Annotated in this window: 18 protein-coding genes; 15 read left to right on the forward strand and 3 right to left on the reverse strand. The window is 67.8% G+C overall.

Annotated elements, in window-relative coordinates; genetic code table 11:
- Window positions 1-51 precede the first annotated feature (51 nt).
- Window positions 52-1,443 carry an amidohydrolase family protein gene (locus ACYVDK_RS07455; protein WP_460520185.1) on the reverse strand — a complete coding sequence of 464 codons (1,392 nt, stop codon included), beginning with the start codon at window positions 1,441-1,443 and terminating at the stop codon, window positions 52-54.
- Window positions 1,444-1,864: 421 nt separating this feature from the next.
- On the opposite strand from ACYVDK_RS07455, the gene ACYVDK_RS07460 reads away from it, so the two are divergent.
- The 6 genes from ACYVDK_RS07460 (at window position 1,865) to ACYVDK_RS07485 (ending at window position 7,633) form a co-directional block, all read left to right on the forward strand.
- The gene (locus ACYVDK_RS07460; protein ID WP_460520188.1) at window positions 1,865-2,884 is read left to right on the forward strand and encodes an amidohydrolase family protein; all 1,020 of its coding nucleotides are present in this window, start codon (window positions 1,865-1,867) and stop codon (window positions 2,882-2,884) included.
- Window positions 2,885-2,996: 112 nt separating this feature from the next.
- Complete coding sequence (locus ACYVDK_RS07465; protein ID WP_460520191.1) at window positions 2,997-3,695, forward strand: GntR family transcriptional regulator; 699 nt, start codon at window positions 2,997-2,999, stop codon at window positions 3,693-3,695.
- Window positions 3,696-3,950: 255 nt separating this feature from the next.
- A complete protein-coding gene (locus ACYVDK_RS07470; protein WP_460520194.1) occupies window positions 3,951-4,724 on the forward strand; it encodes a UbiX family flavin prenyltransferase in 774 nt (257 codons plus the stop codon).
- Window positions 4,721-6,121: a UbiD family decarboxylase gene (locus ACYVDK_RS07475; RefSeq protein WP_460520197.1), complete on the forward strand. Its 1,401-nt coding sequence runs from the start codon at window positions 4,721-4,723 to the stop codon at window positions 6,119-6,121. Before ACYVDK_RS07470 ends, ACYVDK_RS07475 begins: the two co-directional genes overlap by 4 nt.
- Window positions 6,121-7,152 carry a CobW family GTP-binding protein gene (locus tag ACYVDK_RS07480; RefSeq protein ID WP_460520200.1) on the forward strand — a complete coding sequence of 344 codons (1,032 nt, stop codon included), beginning with the start codon at window positions 6,121-6,123 and terminating at the stop codon, window positions 7,150-7,152. The genes ACYVDK_RS07475 and ACYVDK_RS07480 overlap by 1 nt, the downstream gene beginning before the upstream one ends.
- Before the next feature lie 7 nt (window positions 7,153-7,159).
- Window positions 7,160-7,633 (forward strand): GNAT family N-acetyltransferase, encoded by a 474-nt coding sequence (locus ACYVDK_RS07485; protein WP_460520203.1) that lies wholly within the window; start codon window positions 7,160-7,162, stop codon window positions 7,631-7,633.
- 39 nt (window positions 7,634-7,672) lie between these two features.
- Here ACYVDK_RS07485 and ACYVDK_RS07490 read toward each other — a convergent pair whose 3' ends face one another.
- Both ACYVDK_RS07490 and ACYVDK_RS07495 read right to left on the reverse strand, forming a co-directional pair.
- Window positions 7,673-8,398, reverse strand: coding sequence for an SDR family oxidoreductase (locus ACYVDK_RS07490; protein WP_460520750.1), 726 nt, complete (start codon window positions 8,396-8,398; stop codon window positions 7,673-7,675).
- Between the two features lie 352 nt (window positions 8,399-8,750).
- Window positions 8,751-9,515 (reverse strand): IclR family transcriptional regulator, encoded by a 765-nt coding sequence (locus tag ACYVDK_RS07495; RefSeq protein WP_460520206.1) that lies wholly within the window; start codon window positions 9,513-9,515, stop codon window positions 8,751-8,753.
- 267 nt (window positions 9,516-9,782) lie between these two features.
- Here ACYVDK_RS07495 and ACYVDK_RS07500 point away from each other — a divergent pair, with 267 nt between their 5' ends.
- From ACYVDK_RS07500 to allB, 9 genes are all read left to right on the forward strand, one after another.
- On the forward strand, window positions 9,783-11,168 hold the full coding sequence (locus tag ACYVDK_RS07500) for an NAD-dependent malic enzyme (RefSeq protein ID WP_460520209.1): 1,386 nt from the start codon (window positions 9,783-9,785) through the stop codon (window positions 11,166-11,168).
- Between the two features lie 78 nt (window positions 11,169-11,246).
- The gene (gene aceB, locus ACYVDK_RS07505; RefSeq protein ID WP_460520212.1) at window positions 11,247-12,845 is read left to right on the forward strand and encodes a malate synthase; all 1,599 of its coding nucleotides are present in this window, start codon (window positions 11,247-11,249) and stop codon (window positions 12,843-12,845) included.
- Complete coding sequence (locus ACYVDK_RS07510; RefSeq protein ID WP_460520214.1) at window positions 12,845-14,251, forward strand: DUF6986 family protein; 1,407 nt, start codon at window positions 12,845-12,847, stop codon at window positions 14,249-14,251. Before aceB ends, ACYVDK_RS07510 begins: the two co-directional genes overlap by 1 nt.
- Window positions 14,248-15,090: a bifunctional allantoicase/(S)-ureidoglycine aminohydrolase gene (locus ACYVDK_RS07515; protein ID WP_460520217.1), complete on the forward strand. Its 843-nt coding sequence runs from the start codon at window positions 14,248-14,250 to the stop codon at window positions 15,088-15,090. The genes ACYVDK_RS07510 and ACYVDK_RS07515 overlap by 4 nt, the downstream gene beginning before the upstream one ends.
- A 314-nt stretch (window positions 15,091-15,404) precedes the next feature.
- A complete protein-coding gene (locus ACYVDK_RS07520) occupies window positions 15,405-16,202 on the forward strand; it encodes a hydroxypyruvate isomerase family protein (RefSeq protein ID WP_460520220.1) in 798 nt (265 codons plus the stop codon).
- An 18-nt stretch (window positions 16,203-16,220) separates the two neighbouring features.
- On the forward strand, window positions 16,221-17,231 hold the full coding sequence (locus tag ACYVDK_RS07525; RefSeq protein WP_460520223.1) for a 2-hydroxy-3-oxopropionate reductase: 1,011 nt from the start codon (window positions 16,221-16,223) through the stop codon (window positions 17,229-17,231).
- Between the two features lie 28 nt (window positions 17,232-17,259).
- Window positions 17,260-19,068 (forward strand): glyoxylate carboligase, encoded by a 1,809-nt coding sequence (gene gcl, locus ACYVDK_RS07530; protein WP_460520226.1) that lies wholly within the window; start codon window positions 17,260-17,262, stop codon window positions 19,066-19,068.
- A gap of 20 nt (window positions 19,069-19,088) precedes the next feature.
- Window positions 19,089-20,471 (forward strand): glycerate kinase, encoded by a 1,383-nt coding sequence (locus ACYVDK_RS07535; protein ID WP_460520229.1) that lies wholly within the window; start codon window positions 19,089-19,091, stop codon window positions 20,469-20,471.
- Between the two features lie 80 nt (window positions 20,472-20,551).
- Entirely contained in the window at window positions 20,552-21,901 is a 1,350-nt protein-coding gene (allB, locus tag ACYVDK_RS07540) for an amidohydrolase family protein (protein WP_460520231.1), read from the forward strand.
- The last annotated feature ends 166 nt before the right edge of the window (window positions 21,902-22,067 follow it).

A 22,067-nucleotide genomic window follows, 5' to 3' on the forward strand; every position in this document is an offset into this window, starting at 1 on the left:
GCAGCGTTCGGGCGCGCTTGCTCTCGGCCATAGCGCAAATGTTGTCGGCGGTCAGGATACGGCGGCGAGCGAAGGGTTGCGCGCCACGAGACGCCGCGCAGCCGCGTTCGCCTCGTCGATGACGGACCGCTCGTCCACGGTGTGGACGATGCCGTCTGAGAACACGACGTCGCCGTCGACCATCGTGAGCACGACGTCGGTGGCGACGGCGGAGTTCACGAGGGTCGAGTACGGGTCGTGCACGGGTTGGGTGTGGGCGGCGCCGAGATCGACGGCGACGATGTCGGCCAGCGCCCCGATGCGCAGCTCGCCGACGTCGAAACCGCTGTACCGTGCGCCGTTCCGGGTGCCGAGCGCCAGGGCGTCGGCGGCACGCAGTGCGGTCGGATCGAGGTGAGCGAGGCGCTGGATCGACACCGCCTGCTTCATGCACTCGAACGGATCCTGCCGATGGCCGCAACTCGGCCCGTCGGTGCCGAGCGCTACGGTGATGCCACGGTCGACCATGTCGTGCAGTCGCATCGAGCCGGAGGCGAGGTACTGGTTCGACGTCGGATTGTGGGCGATCGTCGCGCCCGCCGCGGCGATGGCGTCGAGCTCGTCGTCGTCGAGCCAGATCGCGTGCGCGAGCGTCGCGTGCTCATCGAGGAGACCCTCCCGCTCGAGCCACGTGACCGGGCGGATGCCGTAGTACTCCAGGTAGATGTCCGGGTCCTTCGACCCCTCCGAGCAGTGCGTGTGCCATTTGACGCCTCGGGCCCTGGCGAGCTCTATCGATGCGACGACCATGTCTTGATCGAGGTAGCTGAGGTTGAGTGGAGCCGGCCATACCTCGACCCGGGATCCGGGTGGCCGTGCATCGATGGCCTCAGATGTGATCGCCAGCTCGTCGTCGAGGTCGTAGCGATAGAGCGGTTCGGGCTGTCCGCGTCTGATGCCCACCTCGCTTCGCCTTCCGAGGATTCCCCGTGCCACCGCACCGCGGAGTCCGACAGTCTCGATCGCTCCTGCCACCGAGAGGGTGGTGTCAAGGTCTGTGGGGGCGTAGTGGTTGTCGATCACGGTGGTGATGCCGGCACGCACCGCTTCAACGGCTCCCAGCTGCACGGCGGCCACGGCATCGGCGGGCGACATCTCGATGGAGTACGGCCACATGAAGTTGCACAGCCACGGCCAGATCGATTGACCCTCGCCCAGTCCCTTCGCCAGGGCTTGGAACAGGTGATTGTGCCCGTCGACAAAACCTGGCATGAGTACGGCGTCGGGCAGGTCGATGACCCGGGACGCCTTCCAGCCTGCCAAGTCGGCTCGTGTTCCTAGCGCGGCGATGCGGTTGCCGATGACAGCGATGCCGGCGTCCACGATGGTCGTGCGGCTGCCATCCACCGGGATGATCCACCCGGCGCGGATCAGGATGTCGCACGTTCTTTCGTCGTCGTTCACAGCTCTCCTCGAAGGAATCCGCTCATTCACCGGCCGGAACGCGGGACGCTGGCAGGCGATCCGAACCGCGGTGCCTGGTGCCGGCGAGTATCGGCCGACCGGCCGCGGGGCATTAGGGAATTACATGCAACATATTCCTCTTCCCAGGATTGTCAACCGTCAGACGCAACTTCAGCGCTCAGACTTGTTCTGACAGCAGCAAGCGCGACCGCTTTCCGATCCTTCAATCTGGATTGACAGGAGATTGCATGTAAAAGCTTGACAGCGCTCCCGCCCCGTGGTGGACTCGGCTCGCTTGGTACTGCATCCGTCCCGGCGGGCCTCATACGACCCGACGACGTCGGCCCGGCCGCTATCAGGCGCACCCGAAGGCGCGTGTGGCGTGGCCGGGGTTGTAGTCATCAACCGCAAGGAGGACAACGTGATCATCGATACTCACGTCCATCCGACCAACCTGGTCGACCAGGCCTGGCGCCACACCGGTGAGCCGTTCACCGGTGAGCGCGCCATGGTCATGATGGACGGCCCCTTCATGGTCAACGGCAAGCCGCGCAGGGTGGACATCGCGTGCGCAATGCCGCCGCCCGGCAACACCCAGTGGAAGGAAGGCGACAAGAGCGGCCGGGAGGGAATTCGCAACTATCAGGCGCACGTCAGCTACCTGGTGCAGAACTACCCGGACCGATTCATCGGCAACTTCATCTACAACCCTCGGTTCGGGCCGGAGAACGGTGCGGAGGAACTGCGGTTCCACGTGCAGGAATACGGCTACAAGATGATGAAGCTGCACGCGAACATGCACTCGTACCGGCCCGATCGGGCACTGGACTGGCTCCGTCCGGCTCTGAAGGTATGCGACGAGCTCGGCGTGATCGTGCTCCTGCATACCGGTGACGGCCCGTACTCCATTCCGACGCAGTTCTACCCGATCATCCGCGAGTTCCCGAACGTGAAGTTCATCATCGGGCACTTCGGCGTGCAGACCGGCGGTGTGTACTGCTTCGAGGCGTTCTGGATGATCCAAGACTCGCCGAATGTCTATGGCGAGTCCGGCTGGCTGCTCCAGTCGCGCATCGTCGAGTTCGCGAAGGACATGAAGAAGAGCCGGTTGGTCTACGGCACCGATTCGCCGCCGAACGAACCGGGCATGTGGATGCGTGAGCTCGAGGTGCTCGGCCACGAGCCGCCCCAGGGCCTGAACACGTCGGAGGACGACCTCGAGGGCTACCTCGGCAACAACATGGCGAAGCTGCTCGGGTTGCAGCCGACGCCTGCGCCGAAGGACGTGGCGGAGGCCGAGGCATACCTGCGGGGAGACATCCCTCAGGCATCCGCGGACAACAGGCATGCCGAGTACTACAAGGGATACACGCCCGACTCCTGGGCCGACGACTCGTCGCCTGCGGAACTCGAAGCGCGGGCGGTTCTGGCAGCGGGCTGACCGACGCATCGGGGCCCGGCCGGGGCGGCGCGTCGCGCGCTGTCCCGGCTCGGGTTCGTAGGATGAACGTTGTCGCGCCGCTTTCGAGTGAGTCGAGAAAGGACAAGGGTCAGTGTCCAGACAGAGCCTTGCCGCTCTCGAGCCGATCCTCGAGAGGGACCAGCTCGCCGATCGCACGTATGCGGCCATTCGCGACGCTGTCCTTGCCGAACGGATTCCGGCGGGAACACCGCTGAGCGTTCCGGAACTCGCACGTCGCCTCGGTGTCAGTCGCAGCCCGGTGCGGGAGGCGGTGCAACGGCTGATCTACGAGGGGCTGGCCACTCAGGAGCGCTACCGCGGAGCCGTCGTCAACGGCTCGGATCTCGCCGGGCTGCTCGACCTGTTCGCCGTGCGGGAACCGCTCGAGGGTCTGGCGGCGTCGCTGGCGACGAAGGTCGCCGAGCTCGACGACATCGCACGGTTGCGTTCGATGCTCGCCGAGCACGAGAGCCTGGTCGAGCACGATGGGGATGTCGCTCGGCACATCGAGTTCGACACGCGCTTTCATCGTGAGATCCGGCTGGTGGCCGACAACCAGTACCTCAGCAGCATGCTGGAATCCATTGCGACGCTCTCCCACTCCACGCTTCGCACGCTGTGGGATGCGCCGAACGCGGCCTCTCTGGCGTTCGAGGAGCACAAGCGGATCGTCGACTGCATCGAGGCGGGAGACCAGTCCCTGGCCGAAGCGGTCGCACGGGAGCACATCTCGCGCGTGCGCGTTCGCCTCAGGAGAGCGCTCGTCGACGCAGCCCCCGAGCCCGCCTGATCCGCTTCGCGGTACCCGGCCGCGTCTCACCCGCGTTCGCCGGCTCCCTCGCATCTCACCCGTTTCGCCGGTTCCCTCTCGGTCTCATCCGTCTCTCATCCGTCGCCGTCGTGCCGCCCTGAGTGACCGGTCCGGTTGACAGATAAAGAATTGCATGTAATCTCGCAGCAAGATCGTCGCCGCAGACGTCGAATCGGCCGCTGGCGGCCTGTTCGTTCGAGCGACGGCAGGCGAGCTGCACGAACGGAGGCAAGCGTGGCAACCAGTCGCCTGGCGAGTTCCGTCCGCACGGACGGCTTCGTCGACCTGCTCGCGACGCGCGGTCCGGAGCTCGCCGATCCTGCACGCACCGATCCGGCGTTCACGGATTCGAAACCGCGCCACACAACGAGAGTCCGGCCCGAGTCGGCGCCGTTCTCCGGCTCTTCGGCACCGACGCGCCGTAGGCTCATCGTGGCCATGACGGGCGCCAGCGCACCGCAACTCGGCATCCATCTGCTGAAGGCGCTCCACGAGCTCGGATCGACCGAGACGCACCTCGTGCTCTCGGCGGCAGCGCACCGCACCATCGGACTCGAGACAGACACCACGCCGGCCCGGCTCGCCGAACTGGCGGATGTCGTGCACCAGCGAGGTGACATCGCCGCCTCGATCGCATCCGGCTCGTTCCGCACCGCTGGCATGGTCATCGTGCCGTGCTCGATGCGCACGCTCTCGGCGATCGCACACGGCTACTCGGACAATCTCGTGACCCGGGCGGCGGATGTCACGCTCAAAGAACGGCGACGTCTCGTGCTCGTGGCTCGCGAGACGCCACTGAACCTCATCCACCTGCGCAACATGGTGGGCGTGACGGAAGCCGGGGCGATCGTGCTGCCTCCGATGCTCGCCCTCTATCAGGGGGCGCGATCGATCGACGACCTGCTCGGGTACCTCACCGGTCGCATCCTCGACCAGTTCGACATCGAACACGACCTCTACACCAGGTGGGCGGGGCCGCCGACCGGCATGGAAGGAGAGCCATCATGACGCTCACCGAGAACGCGCGACTGTACAGCAGGCAAGACGCACACGGATTCCTGAACGACTATCTCGAGTCGTATTCCGACGATGTCGTCGACATCGGCGAGCGTGTGTCGGCCAGCGAGGGAATCACGGGGCTGATCGTCGAACTGACCTCGCTGGGTCGCAGCCCGATGCTCTACTGTCGCGCCATCGACGGCCTCGACGTGCCGGTGCTGAGCAACGTGTTCGCATCGAGAACCCGCATCGCACGCATGCTCGGCGTCACGCCGGGGGGACTGCACGAGGAGTACTACCGCCGCTCCAGCGACCCGGTTCCGTGCACGGTGGTGCCGAACGGGCCGGTCGAGGAGGTGGTCGTGACCGGGGAGCACGTCGACCTCGACGCCCTGCCGATGCTCACGCACTTCGCCTCCGACAAGGCGCCGTACATCACGAGCGGAATCATCATCGGCGAGGATCCCGACACCGGGATCGGCAACATGAGCTACCACCGCTCCATGGTGCACTCCCGCAACCAGCTGGCCACCAGCCTTCACTCCAGAGGCGACCTGTGGCACATGCTCGCCAAGTACCGTGAGCGCGGCGAAGTCATGCCTGTCGCCATGGTCATCGGCGCGCATCCGCTCGTGATGCTCGCGGGATCGTCTCGGATGGGATACGACGTCGACGAACGGGAGATCGCAGGCGGTCTGCTCGGGGAACCCCTCGAGGTAGTACGCACTCCCACCTTCGGCATCAAGGTGCCCGCATGGGCCGAGTTCGTGCTCGAGGGCACGATCGACCCGGAGGCGCGAGCAGAAGAGGGGCCCTTCGGGGAGTTCTCGGGGTACTCCTCGAATCGTTCGACGAACAATGTGCTCACGGTGACGGCCGTGATGTCGCGCAGCGACGCGATGCTGATCGACGTCGAGGGCGGCAACACCGACGAGCACCTGAATCTCGCGCGCATTCCGCGCGAGGCAGAGATGGCGCACAAACTCAAGGAACGTTTCCCCGACGTGAAGGCGCTGCACTATCCGACCTCGGGAACACACTTCCATTGCTATGTCTCCGTCGATCAGAAGAGGCCGGGAAGCGCTCGCCAGGCTCTGCTCGGGCTACTCGGCTGGGACCCCTACGTCAAGACGGCGATCGCGGTGGACTCCGACGTCGACATCACCAACGACTCGGAGGTGCTCTGGGCGCTGGCGACTCATTTCCAGCCGCACCTCGATCTCTTCACGATCGACGGCCTTCCCGGATCGCCGCTCGACCCCTCGTCGAGCAACGACGGCACAACGTCGCGGCTCGGCCTGGACGCGACGCGCGGCCCCGACTTCCATGGCGCACGCATCGTGATCTCGGATGAATCACGCCGCGAGGCGCGAAGACTGCTCACCACGATCGCAGGAGGCGACTGATGTCTACAACACCCCGTATCCCCGTCACCGTGCTCACCGGATTCCTCGGCTCGGGCAAGACGACGATGGTGAACCACATCCTGACCGCCGAGCACGGCATGCGGATCGCCATCATCGAGAACGAGTTCGGTGACATCAACGTCGACAGTGCGCTCGTCGTCGGCGGCGACGAGAAGCTCATCGAGATGAGCAACGGATGCTGTCTGTGCTGCACCGCGCGCACCGACCTCATCGAGATCCTGAACTCGCTCTACGAGCGCAAGGAGCGATTCGATCGCATCATCATCGAGACCAGTGGGATGGCGGACCCCAACCCCATCGCACAGACGTTCTACGTCGATGAGGAGATCGCCGACCGCTATCACGTCGACAACCACGTCGGCGAACGCTTCCGCCTCGATGCGATCGTGACCCTCGTCGACGCGAAGCACGTGGAACAGCACCTCGACGACACCCGGGTCGACGGAGTCGGCAACCACACCAGCAACCAGATCGCGTTCGGTGACCGCATCGTCATCAACAAGATCGACCTGATCGACGAAGCGCAACTGGAGCGCGTCAAGGCGCGGATCCGTTCGATCAACCAGTCGGCGGAGATCCTGACCTCGAGCTACGGCGCGGTCGACCTGTGCGAAATACTCGGCATCAACGCATTCGCGCGTCACGAGACGAGCTCCGGATCGGCGCAGTGGCTCGAGGAGAACTCGCATGTGCACAGCGATGGTCTCGAGGCTGTCGCGTTCGAGATCGACGGCCGGTTCCGCCGGGTCGCACTCGAACAGTGCATCGCGGAACTCGCAGCTCGGCAGGGTGACGACCTGTATCGCTACAAGGGTGTCATCCATGTTGAAGGGGACTCGGTGCCGCATCTGCTGCAGGGCGTGCACCAGCTGTACAACCTGACCGCGCACGAGGCCGTCGACCTCAAGCTCGAGTCGTCGGTGTTCGTGTTCATCGGCCGCAATCTCGATCGCGACGAGCTCGAGGCGTCACTGCGTGAGTGCGTCGCCGAGCCGGCGCTGATCGGCTGAGGTGACGGTGCAGGCATCAACTCGACCCGGCGAACTCCGGTTCCGCGACCTGACACCTGACGATCCTCGAGTCGTCGAAGACCTGCTGCCCATTCTGAGGCAGCTGCGTCCTGGACTCGAGGCGAAGGCCCTGGAACGCATCTACGACGAGGGCTGGCCGCAGGGACTTCGCTTCTGCGGAGCGTATCGAGGCAGTCACTGCGTCGGAGCAGCGGGGTGGAGAATCGTCGCGAATCTCTCCAGGGGGCGCCAGCTGTACGTGGACGACCTCGCCGTCGACGAGGCCGACCGATCTCGCGGTGTCGGCGCCGCGCTGCTGGATGCGATCGAGGAGCGGGCCTGCGCCGCCGGCTGCACGGCGATCGCCCTCGAATCGGGCGTGCAGCGCACCGAGGCGCACCGGTTCTACTTTCGCCAGCGCATGGCCGTCACCTCGTTCCACTTCACCAAGTGGCTGGCCGGTTCCAAGGGTCCGATCTGAGCGACTGCAGCCGCCCGACCGTCGTGGTGGGCGGTGAAGTCAGCCGCGGCCGACGAACGGCATTCCGGATGCCGTGATCACCAGCGAGTTCACGGTCGCGGATGCCGGCACGTTCGCCATGAAGAGCACGGCGCGTGCCGCATCCGCGACCGGGAACGTGGGCTCGACCAGCCGCGATCCGTCGGGCTGCAGGGCGCCGGCATCCGCTCCGAGGTCGTCGGTGATGTGCGTGGCCGCATTGCCGATGTCGATCTGCCCGCAGGTTATGCCGAAGGTGCGGCCGTCGAGCTCCAGCGACTTCGTCAGCCCGGAGACGGCGTGCTTCGTCGCGGTGTATGCGGCGGCCAGCGGCCGTGGAGTGTGCGCGGAGATCGAACCGTTGTTGATGATGCGGCCGCCCTGCGGCCGCTGCCGTTTCATGACCCTCATGGCCGCCGCACTGCACAGCATCACGCCGGTCAGGTTGACCGCCACCGCCGAGTTCCAGGCAGAGATGTCGAGCTCATCGACGAAGGCGGCAGGCGGGAACACGCCCGCATTGTTGAAGAGCACGTCGACGCGTCCCCAGGCGGCCTCCGCCCGCGCGAACGCGTCGTCGACGGCGGCCGGATCCGAGACGTCGGCCGGAACGACAAGGGCGCGCGGATGCCCGTCAGCAGTGATCTCCAGCGTGTTCCTGTGCCGCCCGAGAAGCGCCACGCGGTAGCCGTCGTCGAGCATCGCGCGGGCGACACCGCGGCCGATACCCGAGCCGGCGCCCGTCACGACGGCGACGCGTTCGTGCGGAGACGGTGTGGTGGGGGCATCCGTGCTGTTGCCATGCGTGCGGTTGCCATCCGCGGCGCTGCGGTCGGTACCGCTGTCATCCACGGCGCCCGACCCTTTCATGCGGCGGCCCCGGGCTCTCCGGTTTCGACGAGCTCAACCAGCGGGGGGAGGGCGGCTCGCGAACTCAGCGCGGTGAGGGCGGGTCGCGAGGTCGGCGGGGTGAGGGGAGTTCGCGAGGTCGGCGGGGTGAGGGGAGTTCGCGAGGTCGGCGGGGTGAGGGCGGCTCGCGAGGTCGGTGGGGTGGGGGGAGTGCCGGAGCTCAGCAGGGTGCGGGCGGCTTCGGCGCCGTTCATGCGACTTTCATCTCTGATGCGATCTGCGACGCGGCGGCCTTCAGGAGCGGAACGGCGCGCTCGCCGAAGCCCTCGTCGACGCGCGCCAGCGGACCGGAGACCGAGATGGCCGTCGGCGACGGGGCACCGGGCACGGTGATGGCGTAACAGCGCACGCCGAGCTCCTGCTCCTCGTCGTCGATCGAATAGCCGCGATCGCGGATCGCAGCGAGCTCGGTGAGCAGCGCGTCGACGTCGCCGATGCTGTGCTCGGTGGGCGTGGGCATCCCGACCCGGGAGACGATGCCGCGCACGGTGTCTTCGGGCAGCTGTGCCAGCATCGCCTTGCCGACCCCCGTGTCGTGGGCGTGCGCGCGCCGGCCGACCTCGGTGAACATCCGCATCGAGTGCCGTGAGGGCACCTGTGCGATGTAGACGACCATGTCGCCGTCGAGCACGGCCATGTTCGCGCTCTCGCCGAGGTCGTTGACGAGCGAGGCGAGTTGAGGGCGCGCGAGCGAGCCGAGAATGCGGTTGGCGCCCTCGCCGAGCCGGATGAGGCGCGGACCGAGCGCATAGCGCCGGTTCGGCACCTGCCGGGCGTAGCCGAGAGAGACGAGCGTGCGCAACAGGCGGTGGATGGTGGGCAGCGGGAGGTCCGTCGACGCGGCGAGCTCGCTCAGCGTCACCTCGCCGCCGGCATCGGTGATGAGCTCGAGCAGCTCGAACACGCGCTCCACCGACTGCACTCGCGCCGGGGCCTTGGCCTGCGTATCGGTCACAGTTCCTCCTGATCGTGGTTCGATCATTCCATCATGCGAAAAGCCTCACACGCTGATCCGCGCTTCGTTCTCTTCCGCTGTCGCGAATTGCGGGTGTGGGCTCTCGAGACCCGCAATTCGAGAAGCGGAACGGCTACAGCTGGTCGTGGCGTTGCAGGGTGGTTTGAATTTCCGTTACGCAGAGAATAATATCCGTATTGCGAAAGTTTTGATGGATGCCCGCGAGGCGGAAACGCCGCGGGATGCACCTCGCTGAGGAGGAAACCCATGGCCAACCCCGGTCCCGGAAACTCGGTCACGTTGCGCGTAGAAGCGCCGGCGAGCTTCACCGCGACGAGTGAGCTCGCGTCGGCCGCCGCTACCGCCGGTGCGGTGATCACCGCGCTCGACGTCGTCGAATCGCACGCGGCAGGCATGGTCGTCGACCTCACCTGCAACACGACCGACGCCGAGCACGCCGAGCAGGTGCGCAGCGCGATCGACGGGTTGGATGGCGTGCTCGTGCGCAACATGAGCGATCGCACCTTTCTGATGCACCTCGGCGGAAAGCTCGAGGTGGTGCCGCGCGAGCCCATCCGCAACCGCGACGACCTCTCGCGGGCGTACACGCCGGGTGTTGCGCGCGTGTGCCTGGCGATCGCCGAAGACAAGCGCAAGGCCCGCGCTCTGACGGTGAAGCGGAATACGATCGCGGTGGTGACCGACGGTTCCGCCGTGCTGGGCCTCGGCAACATCGGTCCTGAGGCGGCATTGCCGGTCATGGAGGGCAAGGCGGCCCTGTTCAAGCAGTTCGCGGGAGTGGATGCCTGGCCCGTCTGCCTCGACACGCAGGACACGGAGGAGATCATCCGCATCGTCAAGGCCATCGCCCCCGTCTACGGTGGGGTCAATCTCGAGGACATCGCGGCGCCGCGCTGCTTCGAGATCGAGAAGCGCCTGCGCGAGGACCTCGACATCCCGGTCTTCCACGACGACCAGCACGGCACAGCCATCGTGACTCTCGCCGCGCTCACCAACGCGCTGCGGGTGGTCGGCAAGGAGATCGGAGACGTGCGCATCGTCGTCTCCGGCGTCGGCGCGGCGGGCAACGCGATCATCCAGCTTCTGCAGGCGCAGGGCGCTGAGCACATCGTCGCCTGCGATCGTCACGGTGCGATCCACTCCGGCGGCGACTACACGGACGCGCACCGCATCGCGCTCGCCGAATCCACCAACGATGAGGGCTTCACCGGCACGCTCGCCGAGGCGATAGCGGGAGCGGATGTCTTCATCGGCGTGAGCGCACCGAACCTGCTCACCGGCGACGACATCGCCGGCATGGCAGACGACGCCATCGTCTTCGCGATGGCGAACCCGGTGCCGGAGGTCGACCCGATCGAGGCATCCAGAACCGCGGCCGTCGTCGCGACCGGACGCAGCGACTTCCCGAACCAGATCAACAACGTTCTGGCGTTCCCCGGCGTCTTCCGCGGCCTGCTCGACGCAGGCACGGCCGACATCACGCCGGCGATGCTCGTCGCCGCTGCGCAGGCGATCGCGGATCGCGTGGATCCCGACGAGCTGAACGCGAGCTTCATCATTCCCAGCGTCTTCGACCCGCTCGTGTCGGTCGAGGTCGCCGAGGCCATCGTGCAGGCCGCACGCGTCGAATGAGCCGAACAGCTGACTGAACCGGCCGCCCTGCCGCTGAACCGGCCGACCTAACCGAAAGACGAAAGAGGAGTACACACCGTGTCCGTGACAGCGAAAAGCCGAAGCACCGTGGAGCGAGCGAACGAGATTCTGACCGATGAGGCGCTTGCGTTCCTCGACGCGCTGCATCTCAGGTTCGCGGACCGCCGTGACGAGTTGATCGCGGCACGGCGGGTGCGTCGCGAGGAGGTCGCCCGCACCGGCCGGCTGGACTTTCTCCCCGAGACGGCCGAGGTGCGCTCCGGCGACTGGCGCGTCGCGGACACGCCGGAGGCGCTGCGGGACCGACGCGTGGAGATCACCGGGCCGGCGACCCCGGCCAAGATGGCGATCAATGCCATGAACTCCGGCGCGAAGGTGTGGCTCGCCGACCTGGAAGACGCGAACACCCCGCACTGGTTCAACGTGGTCGACTCGCAGGTGAACCTGAAGGATGCCGCGCGCGGCACTCTGCACTACAGCTCGCCGGAGGGCAAGGACTACGCCCTGCGCACCGACGCACCGACATCCGTCGTTATCGTGCGTCCGCGCGGCTGGCACATGGACGAGTCGAACCTGCAGTTCGACGGCCGGAACGCGGTCGGCGCGCTCGTCGACTTCGGGCTGCACTTCTTCCACAATGCGGCGCACCTGGCGAAGACCGGTCAGGGGCCGTTCTACTACCTGCCCAAGACCGAGAGTCATCTCGAGGCCCGGCTCTGGAACGACGTGTACACGTTCGCGGAAGGCGAGCTGGGCATCCCGCACGGCACCGTGCGAGCCACCGTGCTGATCGAGACGATCCCTGCTGCGTTCGAGATGGAGGAGATTCTCTTCGAACTGCGGGAGCATGCATCCGGACTCAACGCCGGCCGGTGGGACTACCTGTTCAGCATCATCAAGTACTTCCGCGACGCGGGCAGCACGTTCCTCCTGCCCGATCGCGCGGACGTCTCCATGACCGCGCCGTTCATGCGCGCGTACACCGAGCTGCTGGTGCGAACCTGCCACAAGCGCGGCGCGTTCGCGATGGGAGGCATGGCGGCGTTCATCCCGAACCGCAAGGATCCGGAGGTGACGGATGCCGCGATCGCCAAAGTGCGTGACGACAAGCTGCGCGAGGCGACGGACGGGTTCGACGGCTCCTGGGTGGCACACCCCGACCTGGTGCCGGTCTGCATGGACGTGTTCGACGCCGTGCTCGGCGACAAGCCGAATCAGCTCGACAAGCTCCGCGAGGACGTCAGCGTGACGGGGGAGCAGCTGCTGGATGTCGCATCCACCCCTGGCCATGTCACCGAGGCAGGACTGAGGCTGAACCTCTACGTCGCCGTCGCTTACACGGCCGTATGGCTTTCCGGGAACGGCGCCGTCGCGATCCACAACCTCATGGAAGACGCGGCGACCGCGGAGATCTCGCGCTCGCAGGTGTGGCAGCAGGTGCACAACCGGGTTCGGTACAGCGACACCGGCAACGAGGCGACGCCGGAACTCGTCGGGCGGCTGCTCGACGAGGAGTCGGAGCGGCTGCGCAGCGAAGTGGATGCCTCGTCGTTCGAGCGGTACTACGCGCCGGCCCGCGAGCTGATCCGCAGGCTGACGACCGAGGACGATTACGTCGACTTCCTGACCACTCCGGCCTACGAGATCGTGGCGTGATGGCGGCGGGCTCCGTGTCTTCCGGCTCCGTGTTCTCAGGTTCCGTGGCATCCGGGCGGGCTTCCGGCGGCCTGCGGCCGGTCAGCCTGACCGACGACGACCTCGCCGATATCGACCGGCGGCTGGGCGCCACCGATGAACTGCTGACAAAGGAGTACCCGGGCGACGACGGCTCGCGCCAGCCGGTGCACACGGTCTACGTGCCCGCCGATCGCTTCACGCCCGAGCTCCCGGCACAGTGGGGCGCGCAGGCGGCGGATGCGGTCGCCGCATTCGGCGACACCGTCGCGCTCGCCTCAGCGGTGGGTCTCGGCGAGCTCGCGGCATCCGTCGCGCCACTGGTCGAGAAGAAGCTGCGCACCGAGCCGATCGAAGACCTGCGTCTCGACTTCGAGGACGGCTACGGCGACCGAGGCGATGAGACCGAGGACGCGGATGCCCGCGCCTGCGCCGAGCGGGTCGCCGCCGCGGTCGCGGCCGGCACGGCGCCGCCGTTCGTGGGCATTCGATTCAAGTCGTTCGAAGCGCCGACGCGGCGCCGCGGTCTGCGCACCCTCGACCTCTTCGTCACGACGCTGGCCGAGGCCGGAGAGCTTCCTGACGGACTGGTGCTGACCCTTCCGAAGGTGACAACGGTCGCTCAGGTGGAGGCCATGGCCGATGTCTGCGAGCGGCTCGAGCGCAAGCTCGGCCTCAGCGACGGGCGTCTGCGCTTCGAGGTTCAGATGGAGACACCTCAGCTGATCATCGCCGCCGACGGCACAGTGCCGGTCGCGACGCTTCTGCACTCCACTTCCAGAAGCGGCGACTCCAGAAGCGGCGGCTCCAGTAGCGGCGCTTCCGCAGGCGGTGCCGGCGGGCGGGTGTCGGCACTGCACTACGGCACGTACGACTACAGCGCGTCACTGCAGATCGCTGCCGCGTACCAGTCGATGGAGCATCCTGCCGCCGACTTCGCCAAGAACGTGATGCAGGTCGCCGCCGCGGAGACCGGGGTGCGCCTGTCGGACGGCTCGACCAACGTCATCCCGGTCGGCGACCGCGACCACGTTCTCGACGCCTGGCGGTTGCACGCGCGGCTGGTTCGCCGATCGCTCGAGCACGGATTCTTTCAGGGCTGGGACCTGAACGCCGCCCAGCTGCCGACACGGTTCCTCGCCACCTATGCGTTCTACCGCGAGGGGCTGGCCGCTGCCACCAGGCGCCTGCACAACTACCTGCACGCCGGCGACACCGCCATCATGGACGAGCCCGCGACGGCCAGAGCGCTCGCCCGCTATGTCGTGCGCGGCCTCGAGTGCGGCGCCGTCACGCCCGCCGAGGTCGAGCATGCCGCGGGCGCGACGCCCGCGGAGCTGACCCGTCTCGCGCATCCGAAACTCGCCACCCTTCAGGAGACGACATGACCAGCGACGACATGACCAGTGAGGCCCGCACGTACTACACGCCGAAGGGCGGGCTGCCGCCGCAGAGCGCGCTGCTCACCGACCGTGCCGTGGTCAAGCTCGCGTACACGGTCATTCCGAAGGGCGTGCTGCGCGACATCGTCACCAGCAGCCTGCCCGGGTTCTCCGAGACGCGTGCGTGGATCCTCGCCAGGCCGACGCCGAGCTCGGCGGTGACGTTCTCGCAGCTGATCGTCGAGATCGGTCCTGGGGGCGGCGCGGCCAAGCCCGAGGCCGAGGTCGGTGTGGAGGGCGTGCTGTTCGTCACGGCCGGCGAGTTGACGCTGACGCTCGACGGTGAGCGGCACGTGCTCGACGAGGGCGGCTACGCGTTCATCGCGCCGGATGCCGAATGGTCGCTGGCGAACGAGGGTGAGCAGCTCACGAGCTTCCACTGGATCCGCAAGGCGTACGACCACCTCGACGGGGTGCCTGCGCCGGCATCCTTCGTCACGCGCGACCAGGACGTCGTGCCGGTCTCGATGCCCGACACGGATGACACCTGGGCGACGACGCGGTTCTCGGACGCGAGCGACATGGCCAACGACATGCAGGTGAACATCGTCACGTTCAAGCCGGGCGGGACCATCCCGTTCGCCGAGACGCACATCATGGAGCACGGCCTGTTCGTGCTGCAGGGCAAGGCGGTCTACCGACTCAACGACGACTGGGTCGAGGTCGAAGCAGGTGACTACCTGCTGCTTCGGGCGTTCTGCCCGCAGGCGTGCTACGCCGGCGGTCCAGAGGACTTCCGGTACCTGCTCTACAAGGACATCAACCGTCAGGTGAAGCTCACCTGAGTCGCGCAGCGGCCGCCGCCCCCGGAGTTCCACGCACGCGAAGTCCCGCGCACCCCGAAGTTCAGGGCCCAATCTGTCGTTTCCGCCGCAGGAAGCGACGTTGTGGGCCATGAACTTCGGTAGGGCGGCGTGGGGGCACTCGAAACAGGGTTGACGCACGCGGCGCTTCCACTTACGATTTCAGATGTCAGAAATTTTTTTCCGAATGATGAAAGTTATCTGGGAAGTGTCAAGCACTCACGACCACCGCTGACGACCACCTCAGACAGCCAACACAGTCGACCACCACAGACACCCACCACTAGGAGCAACCGATGAGTTACACGGTCAACTGCTCGATCCTGCTGACGGACCTGCCGGTCCTGGAGCGGCCTGCCGCCGCGAAGGCGGCCGGCTTCGACGCTGTCGAGTTCTGGTGGCCGTTCGCCGCCGCCGTGCCCGAGCAGGGCGAGATCGACGCGTTCATCGGCGCGATCGAGGCGGCCGGCGTGCGGCTGAGCGGGCTCAACTTCTTCGCCGGCGACATGCCGGGTGGAGACCGCGGGCTCGTCTCGTGGATCGGTCGTGAGAACGAGTTCCGCGACAACGTCGAGGTCGTCGTGCAGATCGGTGCGCGGCTGGGCACCAAGGCCTTCAACGCGCTGTACGGCAATCGCATCGAAGGCGCCGACCCGGCCGAGCAGGATGCCCTCGCGGTTCAGAACCTGGCCATCGCTGCCAAGGCTGTTGCGCGCATCGGCGGCATCGTGCTGCTCGAGCCGGTCAGCGGCACGCCGTCGTATCCGCTGAAGACGGCGGCCGAGGCGATCGCGGTGATCCAGCGGGTGCGCACCGAGCATGGCGTGGACAACATCCGTCTGCTCGCCGACTTCTACCACCTAGCGGTCAACGGAGACGACGTGGATGCCGTCATCGCCGCGCACGGAGCCGGCTTCGGGCACATCCAGATCGCGGATGCCCCTGGTCGCGGCGAACCGGGCACCGGCGAGCTGCCGCTGGCGCGCTGGATCGACGACGCGCGGGCAGCCGGATACGACGGCTCCATCGGACTCGAGTACAAGGCGACCCTGCCCGATCCGTTCGCCTGGGTCGGGGCATCCACCGCGGCCTGAGGGCGGGGCATAGCGTCGTTGGTTTCGACGAGCTCAACCAACGGGAACCAAGCTCAACCAACGGGAACCAAGCTCAACCAACGGGAACCAAGCTCAACCAACGGGAAACCCGGCGGGAAACGGGAAAGACCACCACGAAGGAGTGAAGCAATGAGCAACGTCACCGTCATCGGGCTCGGCATCATGGGCTTGCCCATGGCCGTCAATCTGGTCAGGGCCGGGCACACCGTCACGGGATACAACCGCAGCCAGGACAAGGTCGATGGGCTCGTCGCCGCTGGAGGCAACGGCGCCTCCAGCGTCGCCGAGGCGGTGAAGGACGCCGACGTGATCATCACGATGGTGCCCGATTCGCCCGACGTCGAGGCCGTCGTCACCGGCGACGGTGGTGTCTTCGCCAACGCGCGGAGCGGCGCACTGTGGATCGACAACAGCACCATCCGTCCGGACGTCGCCGTCGAGCTGGCGGATGCCGCCCGTGTCGCGGGGCTGCGCCCTCTGGATGCCCCGGTCTCCGGCGGCGAGCAGGGCGCCATCGACGGCGTGCTGTCGATCATGGTCGGCGGCGAGAAGGCGGACTTCGCTGCCGCCGGGCCGGTGCTGAACGCGATCGGCCGCACCATCGTGCACGTCGGGCCCTCCGGCTCCGGGCAGACCGTGAAGGCCGCCAACCAGCTCATCGTCGCCGCGAACATCGAGGCGCTCGCCGAAGCGATCGTGTTCCTCGAGGCGTACGGCGTCGACACGCAGGCCGGCCTCGAGGTGCTCGGCGGAGGCCTCGCCGGCTCCAAGGTGCTCGAGCAGAAAGGGCAGAAGATGCTCGACCGCGACTTCACCCCAGGCTTCCGTCTGGCGCTGCACCACAAAGACATGGGCATCGTCACGGCGGCGGCACGCGCCAAGAGCGTCGCCATTCCGCTCGGGTCGGCGGTCGCCCAGCTCGTCGGCAACATCGTCGCCGAGGGCGACGGCGGCCTCGACCATTCGGGTCTCTTCACCCGCGTCGCGCGCAGCTCGGGCCGCGACTGACATTCATGACTTGCAAAGGAGCACAACCATGACCACCATGCGCACCGTCGACGCGGTCGTCCTGATCCTGCAGAAGGAGGGTGCCACCGAGGCCTTCGGCCTGCCGGGCGCCGCCATCAACCCTCTCTACTCCGCGATGCGCGCCCACGGCGGCATCCGGCACACGCTCGCGCGTCACGTGGAGGGCGCCTCGCACATGGCCGACGGGTACTCCCGCGCCGCAGCCGGCAACATCGGCGTCTGCCTCGGCACCTCCGGTCCGGCCGGCACCGACATGATCACGGGGCTGTACGCGTCGTGGGCCGACAGCATCCCGATCCTGTGCATCACCGGCCAGGCGGCCGTGTCGAAGCTGCACAAGGAGGACTTCCAGGCGGTCGACATCCAGTCCATCGCTGCACCCGTGACCAAGATGGCCATGACCGTGCTGGAGCCCGCCCAGGTGCCAGGCGCCTTCCAGAAGGCGTTCCAGCTCATGCGCACCGGCCGCCCCGGTCCCGTGCTGCTCGACCTGCCGTTCGACGTGCAGATGGCCGAGATCGAGTTCGACATCGACTCGTACGAGCCGCTCCCGGTGGCCGTGCCGCGGGCATCCCGTCGCCAGGCGGAGAAGATCCTCGACCTGCTGGCCGCCAGCGAGCATCCGGTGATCGTCGCAGGCGGCGGCATCATCAACGCGGATGCCGCCGACGAGCTCGTCGAGCTGGCCGAGCTGCTCGGCACGCCGGTCATCCCGACGCTGATGGCCTGGGGCGCGATTCCGGATGACCACCCGCTGTGGGCAGGCATGGTCGGCATCCAGACGTCGCACCGGTACGCCAACGGGACGTTCCTCGCGTCGGACTTCGTGCTCGGGATCGGCAACCGATGGGCGAACCGCCACACCGGCGGGCTGGACGTCTACCGCGCCGGCCGCACGTTCGTGCACGTCGACATCGAGCCGACGCAGATCGGTCGCGTGTTCGCCCCCGACTTCGGCGTCGTCTCCGACGCGAAGGCGGCGCTGACCCGACTGATCGAGGTCGCCCGTGAGCGCAAGGCCGCCGGGAGCATCCCCGACTACGCCGACTGGGCGCGCGAATGCTTCGAGCGTCGCGCCACCGGCCAGCGCAAGACGCACTTCGGCAACGTGCCGATCAAGCCGCAGCGCGTGTACGAGGAGATGAACAGGGCCTTCGGTCGCGACACCACCTACGTCTCCACCATCGGGCTCTCGCAGATCGCGGGTGCCCAGATGCTGCACGTCTACGGCGCCCGAAAGTGGATCAACGCAGGACAAGCCGGGCCGCTCGGCTGGACCGTGCCCGCAGCCCTGGGCGTCGTGCGCGGCAAGCCAGGCGAGCAGGTCGTGGCGCTGTCGGGCGACTACGACTTCCAGTTCATGATCGAGGAGCTCGCCGTCGGCGCGCAGCATCATCTGCCGTACGTGCACGTGGTCGTGAACAACTCGTACCTCGGCCTGATCCGCCAGTCGCAGCGCGGCTTCGGCATGGACTACGAGGTCTCGCTCGCGTTCGAGAACGTGAACTATCCGGACGGCAACGGCTACGGCGTCGACCACGTCGCGGTTGCCGAGGGCCTGGGCTGCAAGGCGGTGCGCGTCACCGACCCGGATGCCCTGGGTGCGGCGTTCGCGCAGGCGTCATCGCTCGCCGAGGAGTACCGGGTGCCCGTCGTCGTCGAGGTCATCCTGGAGCGCGTGACGAACATCTCGATGGGCACCGAGCTCGACAACATCAACGAGTTCGAAGACCTCGCGGTGACGCCGGACGACGCGCCGACAGCGCTGCGTCCGCTGGCCGTGCAGGCACGCGCCGAGCAGCCACTGGCAGTCTGAGCCCAGGGACACACCCGGCCATGCGCATCCTGATCGCCGTCGACAAGTTCAAGGGGTCGCTCTACGGCCCCGACGCGGCCGACGCGCTCGCCGCGGGGCTGGCGGGCGAAGGCGTCGAGATCGACGTCGTGCCCGTCGCCGACGGCGGGGAAGGCACCGTGGATGCCGCACTGGCGGCCGGTTTCGACCGTCGCGTCGCGATCGTCACAGGCCCGACGGGGCGGCCCGTCGAGGCGGTCTTCGCCCTCAGCACCGAAGGGGCACAGCGCGGCGAAGGGGCACAGCGAGGCGAAGGGGCACGGCTCAGCGAAGGGGCACGGCTCGGCGAAGGGGCACGGCTCGGCGAAGGGGCACGGCTCGGCGAAGGGGCACGGCTCGGCGAAGGGGCACGGCTCGGCGAAGGGGCACGGCTCGGCGAAGGGGCACGGCTCGGCGAAGGGGCACGGCTCGGTGAAGCTGCACAGCGCAGCGAAAAGGCACAGCGCAGCGAGAAGGCAGAGCCCGGCATAGTCGCCGTGATCGAGATGGCGGCCGCGAGCGGGCTGGCTCTGCTGCCGGGTGCGCAGCAGCCGCTTGCCGCGACGAGCAGGGGAACGGGCGACCTGATCCGGGAGGCCCTCGACGCGGGCGCCCGCACGATCTACCTGGGCGTCGGCGGCAGCGCCTGCACCGACGGGGGCGCCGGTGTGCTGGCGGCGCTCGGCGCCGAGCTGCTCGACGAGCTCGGGGAGCGGATCGCCGACGGGGGAGCGGCGCTCTACGCGCTGTCGTCGATCGACCTCTCCGGGCTCGATCCGCGCCTGATCGACGTCGACCTCGTGCTGGCCACCGACGTCGACAACCCGCTGCTGGGCGAACGCGGCACGGCCGCCGTGTTCGCTCCGCAGAAGGGCGCGTCGCCCGGTCAGGTCGTCGTGCTCGAAGCGTCGCTCAGCCGGTTCGTGCAGGTGCTCGGTGACGTGCGAGAGGATGCCGCGGCGCTCGCCGCCGAGGCGGGCTCCGGCGCAGCGGGCGGCGTGGGCTACGCAGCACGCCTGCTCGGCGCTCGCGTGGAACCGGGCGTCGAGGTGGTGCAACGGTTCACCCGTCTTCACGAGCACATCGTGCACGCGGACCTCGTGATCACCGGCGAGGGCAGTCTCGACGAGCAGAGCCTCGGCGGCAAGGCGCCGGTCGGCGTCGCCCGGGCCGCACAGCGCGCCGGCGTGCCGGTGGTCGCCGTCTGCGGGCGCACCACGCTCTCGCCGGAGCAGCTCGCGGCGGCCGGTTTCGCGGCGACATACCCGCTGAGCGCGATCGAGCCGGATGCCGCGGCGAGCATGCGCGACGCCGCACGCCTGCTCGAGATCGTGGGTGCAGGCATCCGCGACTCCGGGCGCACACTGATCTCAGCGACACGCTGACCAGCACCGCGCCGCACAGAATTCGACCGAACGCGAACCGACCTTCACCTCCCACCAACCTTCATAGTTCAAGGAGACCGATGTCGACCTCCGAACCGACAAGCTTCGACCTGGTCATCCGCGGCGATCTGCTGCGCGCCGACGGCGTGCGCGCCGGTGAGGTCGGTGTGCGAGCCGGCCGCATCGCGGCCATCGAACCCGAGGGCGCGCGGCTGATGGGCGACCGCCTGGTCGAGCTCGCCGCTGACGAGGTGCTGCTGCCCGGACTCGTGGACTCGCACGTGCACGTGAACGAGCCCGGCCGAACCGAGTGGGAGGGGTTCGCGTCAGCCACCCGCGCAGCCGCGGCGGGCGGGGTGACCACCATCGTGGACATGCCGCTGAACAGCATCCCGCCGACCGTGACCGTCGATGCGCTCGAGGTGAAGCGCCGCGTGGCCGCTCCGCAGGCGCATGTGGACGTGGGGTTCTGGGGCGGCGCGATTCCCGGCAATACGGCACAGCTGCGCCCGCTGCACGAAGAGGGCGTTTTCGGGTTCAAATGCTTCCTGCTGCCCAGCGGTGTGGACGAGTTTCCGCCGCTTGGCCTCGACGAGATCGAGACGGACATGCGCGAGCTCGCGCGGTTCGACTCCTTGCTCATCGTGCACGCCGAGGACGCGCACGAGATCGAGGCGGCGCCCGATCCGCATGGCCCGCATTACCGCGACTTCCTGGCCTCACGTCCGCACGAGGCCGAAGATGTCGGGATCGCCGAGGTGATCGAACGCTCCGAGCGCACCGGCGCGCGGGCGCACATCCTGCACCTCTCGTCGGCCGGAGCGCTCGACGAGATCCGCGATGCGCGCGAACGCGGGGTGCGACTCACCGTGGAGACGTGCCCGCACTACCTCACCCTGACGGCCGAGTCGGTGCCCGACGGCGCGACGGCGTTCAAGTGCTGCCCGCCCATCCGCGAGGAGGGCAATCGGGACCGGTTGTGGCAGGGGCTTCTCGACGGCACGATCGACTGCATCGTCTCCGACCACTCGCCCGCGACGGTCGACCTGAAGCAGCCGGCCGACGGAGACTTCGGAACGGCGTGGGGCGGCATCTCGTCGCTGCAACTCGGGCTCTCGCTGGTGTGGACAGAGGCGGCACGGCGCGGCATCTCGCTGCAGCAGGTGGTGGAGTGGATGTCTGCCGCCCCCGCCCGGGTCGCCGGATTGCAGCGGAAGGGCCGTCTAGAGATTGGGTACGACGCGGACTTCGCAGTGTTCGCCCCCGAGGAGTCCTTCACCGTCGAACTCGGCCGGCTGCGGCACAAGAACCCGGTGTCGGCGTATGCCGGCAAGACCCTCACCGGGGTGGTGCGCACCGCGTACCTGCGGGGCGAGGGGATCGACGGCGAGACGCCGCGCGGCGTTCTGCTGCGGCGCGGGGAAGCGTAGGCGGCCACCGCACCACGTGGCCCTGCGCCACGAGATCCGTCAACAGGACATCCGCCCGAGGACAGGCCAGACCGGCATGTATTCGGCCGGAGAGCGCGATCCGTCATGTTGACGAGCACGGTGGGGAGGCCGAGCGAGGCCAGAGAACCAGACGGAGAACCGGACG

It is taken from the genome of Humibacter antri (genome assembly GCF_054777235.1).